General features: G+C 72.6%; 7 protein-coding genes. 5 read left to right on the forward strand and 2 right to left on the reverse strand.

Features of this window, described 5'->3' with window-relative positions; translation table 11 throughout:
- The first annotated feature begins 80 nt into the window (after positions 1 to 80).
- Positions 81 to 3,272: a UrvD/REP family ATP-dependent DNA helicase gene (locus QRN23_RS04860; RefSeq protein ID WP_285062744.1), complete on the forward strand. Its 3,192-nt coding sequence runs from the start codon at positions 81 to 83 to the stop codon at positions 3,270 to 3,272.
- Positions 3,269 to 6,622: an ATP-dependent helicase gene (locus tag QRN23_RS04865; protein WP_502874805.1), complete on the forward strand. Its 3,354-nt coding sequence runs from the start codon at positions 3,269 to 3,271 to the stop codon at positions 6,620 to 6,622. Before QRN23_RS04860 ends, QRN23_RS04865 begins: the two co-directional genes overlap by 4 nt.
- On the opposite strand, the gene QRN23_RS04870 is transcribed toward QRN23_RS04865, so the two are convergent.
- Positions 6,613 to 7,614 carry a phosphotransferase gene (locus QRN23_RS04870; RefSeq protein ID WP_056048636.1) on the reverse strand — a complete coding sequence of 334 codons (1,002 nt, stop codon included), beginning with the start codon at positions 7,612 to 7,614 and terminating at the stop codon, positions 6,613 to 6,615. The genes QRN23_RS04865 and QRN23_RS04870 overlap by 10 nt on opposite strands.
- A 74-nt stretch (positions 7,615 to 7,688) precedes the next feature.
- On the opposite strand from QRN23_RS04870, the gene nudC reads away from it, so the two are divergent.
- The 3 genes from nudC to QRN23_RS04885 all read left to right on the forward strand — a co-directional run bounded on the left by nudC (position 7,689) and on the right by QRN23_RS04885 (position 11,099).
- Positions 7,689 to 8,621, forward strand: a complete 933-nt coding sequence (nudC, locus tag QRN23_RS04875; RefSeq protein WP_277959681.1) for an NAD(+) diphosphatase — start codon at positions 7,689 to 7,691, stop codon at positions 8,619 to 8,621.
- Entirely contained in the window at positions 8,618 to 10,330 is a 1,713-nt protein-coding gene (locus tag QRN23_RS04880) for an ATP-dependent helicase (protein WP_159827087.1), read from the forward strand. The genes nudC and QRN23_RS04880 overlap by 4 nt, the downstream gene beginning before the upstream one ends.
- A gap of 256 nt (positions 10,331 to 10,586) precedes the next feature.
- Positions 10,587 to 11,099, forward strand: a complete 513-nt coding sequence (locus QRN23_RS04885; RefSeq protein ID WP_285062745.1) for a hypothetical protein — start codon at positions 10,587 to 10,589, stop codon at positions 11,097 to 11,099.
- Between the two features lie 43 nt (positions 11,100 to 11,142).
- On the opposite strand, the gene QRN23_RS04890 is transcribed toward QRN23_RS04885, so the two are convergent.
- Complete coding sequence (locus QRN23_RS04890) at positions 11,143 to 12,537, reverse strand: zinc-dependent metalloprotease (RefSeq protein ID WP_159827081.1); 1,395 nt, start codon at positions 12,535 to 12,537, stop codon at positions 11,143 to 11,145.
- Between the last annotated feature and the right edge of the window lie 3 nt (positions 12,538 to 12,540).

Genomic DNA, 12,540 nt, shown 5'->3' on the forward strand with positions numbered 1-12,540 from the left:
CGCACACGGGGTGGCCCGTCGGGCCGTCGAGGGTCCACGCGACCGACCTCGATGTCGGTGCCAGCCGGTAGCGTCGGGACATGGCCTCGACCGTCTCACCGCCCCTCTCGAGTCCGGCCCGAGCCTCGGTGTCGCCGGTGCTCGACGACTCGCAGCGGGCCGTGCTCGACCTGGCCGACGGGCGATCGGCCGCGGTCCTGGGTGCCCCGGGCTCGGGCAAGACCCGGACGCTCGTCGAGTTCGTGGTGGACCGCGTCGAAGGGCGCGGTTGGGGTCCGGCCGCCGTCATGGTGCTCGCACCGACGCGCTCGACGGCGACGACGCTCCGTGACGTCATCGCGTCGAGGCTCACCGTGCCGACCCCGGGGCCCCTGGCCCGCACCGTCTCGTCCCTGGCGTTCGACGTGGTCGGCCATGCGGCGCGGCTCGTCGGCCTGCCCGCGCCGACCCTGCTGACGGGCGGTGACCAGGACAGCATCGTCCGTTCCCTCCTCGAGGGGCACGAGGTCGACGGCACGGGTCCGTCCTGGCCCGAGGGGCTCGGCCCGACCGTTCGTCGACTCCGCGGCTTCCGCACCGAACTGCGCGAAGTCCTCATGCGGTCGACCGAGCATCGCATCGGGTCCGAGGGGCTCCGACGAGCCGCCGAACGGGCCGACCGGCCCGAATGGGCGGCGGTGGCCGACTTCCGCGACGAGTACCTGAGCGTCCTCGACGCGGCGCGGGGGCAGCACCTCGACTCGGCGGACCTGGTCGACTACGCCGTCGCCGCCCTCGACCGCGGCGAGACCTCCCCGGTCGTCGAGGGGCTGCGGGTCGTCCTCGTCGACGACGCGCAAGAAGCGACCGAGTCGACCCTGGCGCTGCTCCGCGCCCTGACGCGGCGGGGTGTCGCCGTGGTCGCGTTCGGCGACCCCGACCTGTCCACCAGCGCGTTCCGCGGGGGCACGCCCGACGTGCTCGGTCGTCTCGGCCCTCGGCTCGGCCTGTCCGACGTCGAGACCCTGTACCTCTCCACGGCCCACCGGCACCAGCCTCCGTTGCGCGATCTCGTGCAGCGGGTCACCTCGCGCATCGGGACGGCCGGCGCCGGTCGCCAGCACGCCGCGGTGGCGGCTCCGGCGATCGAGCCCTCCGAGGCCGGGGGAGCGGCGGACCCGGTGGCGGTCCCGATCGTGACCGTCCGGGCCGACAGCCCGAGCCACGAAGTGGCGTCGGTGGCCCGCCTGCTGCGCGAGCACCACCTGGTCCGCAGGGTGCCGTGGTCGCGCATGATGGTGGTCGTCCGCAGCGGTGGGCAGGTGGCCGGAGTCGCCCGGGGGCTGCAGCTCGCCGAGGTCCCGACCCGCACCTCCGTCGCCGGACGCGCCGTGCGCGACGAACACGCGGCCCGCCACCTGTTGCTCGCCGCCGCCGTCGCCGTCGGTCGCGACGAGCTCACCGTCGAGCTCGCGACCGAGCTGCTGCTGGGGCCGCTCGCCGGCTTCGACGCGTTGTCGCTCCGACGCCTGAGGCTCGCCCTGCGAGCCGACGAGCTCGGCACGGGCGGCGTCCGCTCGGCCGACGACCTGCTCGTCGAGGCGCTCGAGGGAGCCGGTCGCTTCGTCACGATCGACTCGAGGTTCGCGGCCCGAGCCGGGCGTTTCTCGACCAGTCTCGACGCGGCCCGCCGTGCAGCCGCGACCGGCGCGAGCATCGAAGAGGTGCTCTGGGGCCTCTGGGAGCGCAGCGGACTCGCGGCCGAGTGGTCGGCCCAGAGCGACGGTCGCGGCATCGTTGCCGCCGAGGCCGACCGTCACCTCGACGGTGTCGTCGCCCTGTTCACGGCCGCCAAGCGCTTCGTCGAACGCACCCCCGAGGCACCCGCCGGTGCCTTCCTCGACTCGCTGCTCGGGGCCGAGGTGCCCGAGGACACCCTCTCGCCGCAGGCGACGGCCGAGACCGTGCTGGTGTGCTCGCCGTCGAACGCCGTGGGCATCGAGGTCGACGTGGTCGTCGCCGCTCGGCTGCAGGACGGCGTGTGGCCGAACCTCCGGGTCCGGGGCGGCCTGCTCGCCCCCGACGAGCTGGTCGACCTCGCCGAGCGCGGCCTGCTCCGCGGTGGTCCGGTCGACGACCACGACGACGAGCCGGCAGCCCCCTCCGACGCGCGGGCCACGGTTCTGTCCGACGAACTACGCATGTTCGCCCTCACCGTGTCGCGGGCCACCCGACAGGTCGTGCTCTCCTGCACCTCGAACGACGACGAGGGGCCCTCGCCGTTCTTCCGGCTGCTGCCCGACGGCTGCCCCGAGGCACCCGCCGGGCACCCCCTGTCGCTTCGAGGACTCGTGGGGCACCTCCGTCACGTGCTCGTCTCGTCGCCTCACGGACCACGGGCCGACGACGCGGTCGAGGCGTTGGCCCGACTCGCCGGCGAAGGCGTGGCGGGGGCGTCGCCGGACGACTGGTACGGGTTGCTCGACCCGAGCACCGTCGAGCCGCTCATCGACCTGGAGGCTCCCGAGGCCCACGTGCCGGTCTCGCCGTCGCAACTCGGGTCGTTCGAGGAGTGCCCCCTGCACTGGTTCGTCGACCGGTTCGGCGGGTCCCCTCCCAACGCGGCGATGGGTCTCGGCACGGTGCTGCACGACGTGATGGAGCACGCCGAGGGCACCGACGTCGACTCGCTCTGGCAGTCGGTCGAGGGGCGCTGGCCCGAGCTCGAGTTCGAGTCGGCCTGGATCGCAGAGGCCGAGAAACGCCGGGCGCGCGACATGACCGAGAGCCTCTCCTCCTACCTGCGGGACTTCGAGGCGTCGGGCGGGAGCCTGCTCGGCGCCGAGTCCACCTTCAGCCTCGACATCGGGCCGGCGCGTCTGCGCGGGTCCATCGACAGGGTGGAGCGCACCCGCGAGGGCACCGCCGTGATCGTCGACCTCAAGACGGGCCGGTCGGCCCCGACGTCGCCCCAGGCCGTCGCCGAACACCCCCAGCTGGGCAGCTACCAGGTCGCCCTCGCCGACGGTGCCGTCGAGGCCGTGCCCGAGGGCACACCTCCCGGCGGGGCGAAGCTCGTGATCGTGTCGTCGGGCGTCCGGGGCAAGCTCTACCGGGAGCCCGCCCAGGGGGCGTTCGACGACGACCGACTCGCGGCCTTCCGTGCCCGGGTCGTCGACGCGGCCGAGCACATGGCGGGGCGGGTGTTCGTGGCCCGTCTCGACGACCACTGCGAAGGGCGGCACGGCGGATCGTGCCGCATCCACGTGGTGGGCGAGGTGAGCGGCTCGTGACGACCGGGGGTCGCGCCGCCGACGGGGGTGGCGCGGCGGGCACGCGTGACGGGGTCGACGGTCGTGGCGTCGACGGCACGACGCGCGCCTCCTCGTCCCGGCTCGGAGCAGCCGAGATCTCCGAGGCGCTCGGGCTTCCCACGCCGACCCCCGAGCAGCAAGCCGTCATCGAGGCCCCTCTCGAACCCGCCCTGGTCGTCGCGGGCGCCGGCAGCGGCAAGACCGAGACCATGGCCAACCGCGTGGTGTGGCTGCTGGCCAACCGTCTCGTCGGCGTCTCGCAGGTGCTCGGCCTGACCTTCACCCGCAAGGCCGCCGGCGAACTCGGTGAGCGGATCGAGCGGCGCATCGGCCAGCTCGCCGCCGTCGGACTGCTCGGCGACGAGGCCGATCCCTTCGACGTGCCCACCGTCTCGACCTACAACGCCTTCGCCAACGCGATCTTCCGCGACAACGCCCTGCGGGTCGGTCGAGAGAGCGAGTCGCAGGTGCTCGGCGATGCGTCCGCCTGGCAACTGGCACGCTCACTCGTCGTGGGCAGCCACGACGAGCGCCTCGCGGGGCTCGGTCGAAGCGTCGACGGCATCACCGAGGCCGTCCTCCGCCTGAGCCACGCCCTCAGCGAGAACGTCACCGGGCCCGAGCCCGTGGCACACCTGGCCGACCGGTTCCTCGACCTCGCGAGTCTTCCGTCGACCAAGGGCAGCGCCTACAAGTCGGTCGTCGACGCCGTCGGCGCGGTGTCGGCGCTCCCGCCGCTGCTCGACCTAGCCGTGGCCTTCGCCGACGAGAAGGCCCGTCGGGGCCTCGTCGAGTACTCCGACCAGGTGGCCCTGGCCCTCGAGGTGTGCGACACGGCGCCGAACGTCGTGGCCGAGTTGCGCGACCGCTACCGCGTCGTGTTGCTCGACGAGTACCAGGACACCAGCGTCGTGCAGACCACCTTGTTGTCCCGCCTCTTCGAGGGCACCGGGGTGATGGCGGTCGGGGACCCCCACCAGTCCATCTACGGGTTCCGGGGTGCCAGCGCCGCGAACCTCGGACGGTTCCCGGTGGACTTCGGAGCCCGGCCCGATGCGGTGTTCAGCCTCTCGACCAGCTGGCGCAACGCGTCACGAGTGCTCGACGCCGCGAACACCGTCGTGGCCGAACTCGCGCGGTCCTCCGGGGCGGTCGTGGGCGAGCTGCGAGCCCGGCCGGGTGCGCCCGAGGGGCGCGTCGAACTGCTCTTCGACCAGACGCTGCCGGGCGAGGCCGACCAGGTCGCGGCCTGGCTGCAGAGCGAGCTGGCCGTGCCCACGATCGTCGACGGCGAGCCCGCCCGCCGAACGGCGGCGTTGCTCTTCCGCTCGAAGAAGACCATGCCCGTCTTCGTCGAGGCCCTCGCCGCTCGAGGCGTCAGGTACCACGTGCTCGGCGTCGGCGGTCTCCTGCAGCGGCCCGAGGTCGTCGACCTCGTGTCCTGCCTCCGGGTGCTGCACGACCCGTCGGCCGGTTCCGAGGCGATCCGTCTGATGGCCGGTGCCCGATGGCGGATCGGCGTTCGAGACATCGCCCGGCTGCGCGACGTCGCCTCGTGGCTCTTCTCGCACGACCACGCCCAACAGCGCCTCGACGACGAGGTCGCCGCCGGGTTCCGGGCGTCGGTCGCCGCGGGTGAGCACGGGTCGATCGTCGACGCCCTCGACTTCGTGGCCACGGCGCCCGTCACGCATCGGCAGCTCTCCGAGTTCAGTGACGAGGGGCTCGTCCGCCTGAGGCGGCTGGGCTCGCAGCTCGCCTTCCTCCGCGCCCGCACCGGTCTCGATCTCGTCGACCTGGTCACGCTGGTCGAGCACGAGATGCTGCTCGACGTCGAGGTGGCGGCGGCCACCGGCGCGCCGTCGGGGGGCGCGTGGCTGCAAGCCTTCGAAGACGAACTGGCGGGGTACGTCGCGACCGACGAGAACGCCGGCCTCGGGGGCTTCCTGTCGTGGCTGGCAGCAGCCGAGCGGCGGGACGACATGGGTCCGCGGTCCGAGCAGGCCGAGCGGGGCACCGTCCAGCTCCTGACCATCCACGGCTCCAAGGGGCTCGAGTGGGACGTCGTCGCGGTGCCACGACTCGTCGAGGGGGAGTTGCCCGGCACCTCCCGCGAAGGCGTGGGGTGGCTCGGTTTCGGCGAACTGCCGTACGAGTTCCGCGGCGATGCCGCCGAGCTGCCCGTGCTCGGCTGGCGGGGCGTGGCCGACCAGAAGGAGTTCGACCAAGCGCTGAAGGCGTTCAAGGACGAGTTGATCGTCCGGCACCAGGCCGAGGAGCGGCGTCTGGCCTACGTCGCACTCACCCGGGCCCGTGACGCCCTGCTCGTGAGCGGCTCCTTCTGGACGAGTGCCGTCCGCCCCCGCCCTGCCAGCCGGTTCGTCGTCGAATTGGCCGAGCGTGGGCTCGTACCGACCGGTGACCTCCCCGAACGACCCGACGACGACGAGAACCCCCTGGCCGCCGCGTCCCGAGAGCTCAGCTGGCCGCTCGACCCCTTGGGGCAACGCCGCGCGGTGGTCGAGGACGCCGCTGCACGGGTCACCACGGCCGTCGACCGGCGCTCACGAGACGAGCCCGCCGACACGCAGCAGCCAGGCACCGCGTCGAGATGGTCGTCCGACATCGACCTGCTGCTGCTCGAGCGCGACGCCGCGCGAGCGGGCGCCGGGGCGGTCCCCCTTCCCCAGCGCATCCCGGCCTCGAGGTTCAAGGACTACGTCGACGACCCCGCCGCGGTCGCCGCCGCGCTCCGTCGTCCCCTGCCCGAACGGCCCTACCGGGCGACCCGCCTCGGCACGCTGTTCCACGAGTGGGTCGAAGAGCGCTTCCGGCCGACGGGTCGTGCCGAGACCCTCGACGCCTGGGGTGACGAGAGCGATCTCGACGACGAGCGGGTCGGCTCACCCGGGTCGGGGCCGATCGATCCCGACGACGCGAGGCGGTTCGAGCAGCTGGTGACGACCTTCGAGCGCTCGGCCTGGGCATCTCTCGAACCGACGGACGTCGAGCTCGAGATCCACCTCCCCCTCGGCAGTCGCACCGTCATCTGCAAGATCGATGCCGTCTTCGAACGCGACGGCCGGTTCGAGGTCGTCGACTGGAAGACGGGCAAGGCACCCACCGACGACGCCGACCTCGAGCTCAAGCAGCTCCAGCTGGCGCTCTACCGCGAGGCCTACGCGCGATTCAGGGGTGTCCCGGCGGACACGATCGACGCGGTCTTCTACTTCGTCGCCGACGACGTGGTGCTGCGGCCCCGGCACGTGGCCGACCGCGACGAGCTCGTCGAACTCTGGCAGCGGGTCGAGGCGTCGACTCAGACGTGACGGCGCTCGGTGGCCTCGAGCAGGTCCTCGACGCCGTCCACGTCCAAGGCCGCGGTCGAGCCCGAGCCGATGCCGGCCCGTCGGTCACCGGGCAAGGAGTCGACCAGCTTCGTCATCATCTCGACGGCGTCGTCGACCACCGACGTGTTCTTGGTGCCGGTGCCGTGCAGCAGCCACTTCGCCAGGTCGAGTTCGCGGTAGAGGGTCGCCCGGTGCCGCAGCTGGTGGTCGCTCGTGCCGCGAGCGGTGTTGTAGGCGTCGAACGCCGTGTCGACCGCCGTCGGGCTCGGGGCACCCAGCAACCAGGCGAGGTCACGGGCGGGGTCACCGACCTGGAGGTCGTGCCAGCCGAGCACACCGCTGACCGTGTCGCCGAGGACGAGCACCGAACCGGCGTCGAGGGAGCCGTTGACGACCGTGGGCTGGAACTGCCACAGCACCGAGTCCTGGATCGCGGCTTCCCATCGCTCGAGCAGCGCGGCCGGCAGGAGGCGGGTCGAGGCCGCACGATCGACCAAGGCCGCCGACGAGCGCATGGCCTCGAACGGGGTGTGACTGATCAGGCCGGCGTCGGTCACGAAGCTCGTCGGCAGCGAGTGGATCGCCGCCACGGCACGGCCGAGTGCCGTCGGGAGGTCGCTGGTGGCGGTCAGTCGCGAGATCGACAGGTGCTCGCCGGGGACGACGTCGTAGACGATGCCGCGTGTGCGGCCGATCGGGGCCTGACCCCGGTAGGCCGGCACGTCGAACGAGAGCCGCCCTCGGACCCCTGCGCTCAGGGCACGGAGGGCGACGAGGTCGGCCGACTGCTCGGCCTCGGCGCGTTGCGAGCGAGGGACGCGGACGATGCAGTGCTCTCCGCCACGGCCGTCGACGAGTGCGGAGTCGAAGTCGCCACCCGTCTCGCTGCCGTGGCGTGACGCACGCGTGACGTCCAGGTCCGCGACGGCGGCCGTGGCCAGCGCGGCTAGAGTGAGATGAGATCTGGCCATGCCCTCAGGGTAGGCCGCCGCACGCGATGCCCTGCCGTGCGCCACGCTGTCAACTCGCGATGATTGGTCGTCCGATGTCCTCGCCTCTCACGTCCCGGCTCCCGCTGTCCCGACACCAGGTCGACCGGGACTACCTCACCCGTGAGCGTGACGGAGTCGTCGACGAACTGCTCGCGTCGGAGGTGACCCGTGTGCTCCCGGTCTGGCGGGGGCGGACGTTGATGGCCTCCCCGGATTCCCTCGCGCTCCTGCCGGCTGCCGTGGTGCCGGCCGCCGACGACTACGTCTACCTCGGTGTCTCGAAGGACCCCTCCGCCGTCGAGCCGGTGGGCACACCCCTCCTCGCGGCGCTGCTCGACGACGAGCGCGCGCGGTCGCTCTCGTCCGACGACTCCGCCTGGGGCAGTCCTCGCGTCTCGGGAACGGCGTTGAGTGACCGGGACGCGGGCCTCGCCGTCGAGGCCGTCGCCGTGGCGAACTGGCACGACTCGCACCGGTTCTCGCCGCGCACCGGCCGCCGCCTGGTCACCGACAAGGCGGGCTGGGTCCGTCGCGACCCGGACGACGGCCACGAGGTCTTCCCCCGGACCGATCCTGCGATCATCGTCGGCGTCACCGACGCGGACGACCGACTCCTGCTCGGCTCGAACGCCCTGTGGGAGCAGAACCGGTACTCGTTGCTCGCCGGCTTCGTCGAGCCCGGCGAGTCCCTCGAGCACGCGGTGCAGCGCGAGATCTTCGAGGAGTCCGGCATCAACGTCGTGTCGCCTCGATACGTGGGCTCGCAACCGTGGCCGTTCCCGGCGAGCCTCATGCTCGGCTTCCGGGCCGAGGTCGACGCCGGCGACCCGGGGACGCTCACGCCTGACGGGGCCGAGATCCTCGACCTGCGCTGGTTCAGTCGTGACGACCTGGTCGCCGGCCTGGGCGAGATCGTCCTGCCCGGACGGACGTCCATCGCCCGGGCGATCATCGAGGACTGGTTCGGCGGCGAGATCGACCAGTGACCGAGGCCGCCGACCTGATCGCGGGGCTCGACGAACAGCAGCGCCGTGCGGCGTCGAAACTGCTCGGCCCCGTGTGCCTCCTCGCGGGTGCCGGTACGGGCAAGACCCGTGCCATCACCCATCGCATCGCCTACGGGGTCGCCACCGGCGTGTACGCCCCCAACCGCGTCATGGCGCTCACCTTCACCTCACGCGCGGCCGCCGAACTGCGCGGCCGTCTGCGTCACCTGGGCGCCGGGGGAGTCTCTGCACGGACCTTCCACGCCTCGGCCCTGTCCCAGCTGTCCTACTTCTGGCCGCAGACCATGGGTGGTCAGATGCCGCGGCTCCTCGACAGCAAGGCCAAGGCGCTCGCCCACGCCGCCGAGTCCCTGAGGCTCAAGATCGACACGGCGGCGTTGCGCGACCTCGCGGCCGAGATCGAGTGGCGGAAGGTCTCTCGGCTCACCCTCGAGGACTACGCCGAGGCGTTGTCGAGCAGGTCGTTGCCGCCGGCCATCAGCGTCGAGAAAGCCGTCGACCTGCACCGTGCCTACGAAGCCGTCAAGGACGAACGGCGACAGCTCGACTTCGAGGACGTCCTGCTCGCGACGGTCGGCATGCTCGAGCTGGAGCCGCGGGTGGCCCAGCAGGTGCACGAGCAGTACCGCTTCTTCGTCGTCGACGAGTACCAGGACGTCTCGCCCCTCCAGCAGGACCTGCTCGACCTGTGGCTGGGCGGCCGGAACGACCTCTGCGTGGTCGGCGACGCCAGTCAGACCATCTACTCGTTCGCGGGTGCGTCCTCGGACTACCTGCTCGGGTTCGGTTCACGGTACGACGACGCCACGGTCGTCCGTCTCGAGCAGAACTACCGCTCGTCGCGGCAGATCGTCGACACGGCGAACCAACTCATGCGGGGCCGGCCGGGTGCCCTGCACCTCCACCCGGCCGTCGAGACGACGGGCCCGGTGCCGCCCGTGACCGAGTACGCCAGCGATTCGGCCGAGGCCAGGGGCATCGCCGAGACCATCGCCGACGAGATCCGGTCGGGAGTCGCGCCGGAGGAGATCGCGGTGCTGTACCGGGTCAACGTCCAGGCGGCGGCGATCGAGCGCGCACTCGCCGACGTCGGCGTGTCGACCCGCATCCACGGCGCGACGCGCTTCTTCGAGCTCCGTGAGGTGAAAGAGGCCCTGATGATGATGAAGGGCGCGGCGGTGAGCATCGTGGGCGAGCCGCTCTTCAAGACCGTCAGCGACGTCCTCCGGTCGCTCGGCTGGACCCAGGACGCACCCGACCAGAGAGGCGCGATCCGCGACCGCTGGGAGTCCTTGAACACGATCATGGGCCTGGCCGAGGCATCACCCCCCGGGACGACCCTCCGCCAGTTCGTCGACGAGCTCTTCGCCCGCCAGGCCGGTCAGCACGAGCCGACCATGGCCGCGGTCACCCTGGCGACGTTGCACTCCGCGAAGGGCCTCGAATGGCGCAGCGTCTACCTGATCGGCCTCAGCGAGGGCCTCGTCCCGATCAGCTACGCGAAGGACGACGCGGCGATCGACGAGGAGCGCCGCCTCTTGTACGTCGGCGTCACGAGGGCGCGTGAGCGGCTCCGGTTGTCGTGGAGTCGCTCGGGGCAGGGGCGCGGCGGCGAACGGCGGGTGAGCCGGTTCGTGGAAGAGCTGCGCACCCGCACTCCGGGTGCGGCGGCACGTCCGCGCGAGTGACCAGCCCGTCGGCGATCGAGATCGACTCGACCTCGGAGTCCTCGGGGGCGCCGTCCGCGCCGGTCAGACGGGACCACAGCCGGCGGGCGGCTCTCGTGGCGACCTCGTGGACGGACAGCAGCGGAGGCGCGGTGAGGGGACGGGCGCTCAGCTGACCGGCGATCGCGGGCCAGGCACGGTCGGCCTCGCCGGCGTGGAGGTCGAGACATCGGGCGCAGGCCGTCGAACCGGGCACCGTCACGGGGCCGATCCGCGCGTGACGATCGCCCACGCGTACGACGAGGTGCGTCAGATCGGACCTCACCCACTCTCGGACGACCCGGGGGTCGAGCACGTGCCCGCCGACCAGGACGCCCGTGGCGTGCCGCGGCGGAGCCAGGTCGGCGTCGGCCCGTCGGACGTCGGCACCGCAGGAGCCGAGGAGGCGCGCGACGGCATCGGCGACGGGGCCCGGCCCGCCGACGACGACGGTCGGCGGGACGACCGACCGGGTGTCGCCGCCCAGCGCGGGTCGCAGGCGCTCGACGGAGGCTTCGACCGCGGCGCGATCCAGGCCGAGGTGGGCGACGAGGGTGGGCAGGCCCCCCGCGCCGTGCCCCGCGGCGAGGGCCGCGAACACCCGCTCGTCGAGCCTGCTGACCGGACTCAGGACGAGCGTGGGGCGGTCGACGCCGACCTGGAGGGTCGACGGATCGCGCCAGACGACGGGGATGCGGGGATCGAGGACGAGGGGCATCGTCCGATCATGTCGTGGGGCCGGGGCGGATGAGGAGTTGTCCACAGGTCCGCCCGGGCCCCGGTGACGGTGTTCGTCAGGACCGGGGGGCGTCCTGGTCGGGCCCGGACTCGCCGGGCTCGGTCGCCGAGCCGTCGTCCCCCTCGCGAGGGCGGTCGTCGGTCGTGTCGTCGAGCAGGTCCTGGATCGCCTGGTCGACGTCGTCGAAGGTGGGCTCGTCCGACGTCAGGCGGGCCACGAGGGACTGCGGGTCGTCGACGTCGGCGCTGGTGGGCACGATGTCCGGGTGCGACCAGAGGTCGTCTCGGCGCTCGGCACCGACGGCGTCGGTCACGGTCTGCCAGAGGACGGCCGCCTCGCGGAGGCGCCGCGGCCGCAGTTCGAGGCCGACCAGGGTGGAGAAGGCCGACTCGGCAGGCCCGCCGGCGGCCCGGCGGCGGCGGACCGTCTCGGCGATCGCCGCGGACTTCGGGAGGCGCGCCGTGGCCTGGGCGGTCACCACGTCGACCCAGCCCTCGATCAGGGCCAGGGTGGTCTCGAGCCGGGCGAGGGCGGCGAGCTGCTCGTCGGTCTTCGGGGGGATGAGGGCCCCGCTCTTCATGGCTTCCTGGAGTTCGCCGGGGTTCGAGGGATCGAAGTCCACCGCGAGTTCTTCGAGCCGGGAGGTGTCGATGCGGATGCCCTGGGCGAACTCGCGGATGGACGAGATGAGGTGCAGGCGCAGCCATCGGGCGTGCCGGAACAGGCGGGCGTGCGCGAGTTCGCGGACCGCCAGGTAGAGCTGGACCTGGTCGGCCTCGATGTCGAGGCCCTCGCCGAAGGCGGCGACGTTCTGGGGGAGCAGCGCCGCCTGCTGCTCGTCGAGGAGCGGGATGCCGACGTCGCCGCCGGACACGACCTCGGTCGAGAGCTGGCCGACGACCTGTCCGAGCTGCATGGCGAAGAGCGTGCCGCCGACGCTGCGCATGACCTGGCTGGCCCCGGCGAGCATCGAGCGCATCTCTTCGGGAGCCTGCTCGCTGAGCACGCCGGTCAGGGAGTCCGCGATCGACGTGGCCACGGGCTCGGCGAGCTGGCTCCACACGGGCATGGTGAGCCGTGCCCACTCGGCGCGGGTCACGAGGCGCGGCGTGGCGGTGAGCTCGGCCACGAACGTGACGTCGTCGAGCCACAGCGCGGCGACGTGGAACGCCTGCTCGAGGGCGGCGGTCTCGGCCGCGGTCGGCACGACGGCGCTCTGGGCGCCCACGGCGGTCGCCTGTTCGGTGGCGATCGACCAGTCGATGCCGTCACCGCTGCTGTTGACGGCGTTCTGCAGCTGACTCATGAGTCGCGCCACGAAGGCCGGGTCGTCGGGTAGCCCGGCGGCCCCGGCGAGCTGCGACGGATCGATCTCGGAACCGCCGGACAGGAACTGCCGCAGCATGTCACGGAACTCGTCCTCAGGCCCGCGCGGCGAATCATCGGTCATGCT

The organism is Frigoribacterium sp. ME-P-080, from assembly GCF_030209595.1.
Taxonomy (GTDB): domain Bacteria; phylum Actinomycetota; class Actinomycetes; order Actinomycetales; family Microbacteriaceae; genus Frigoribacterium.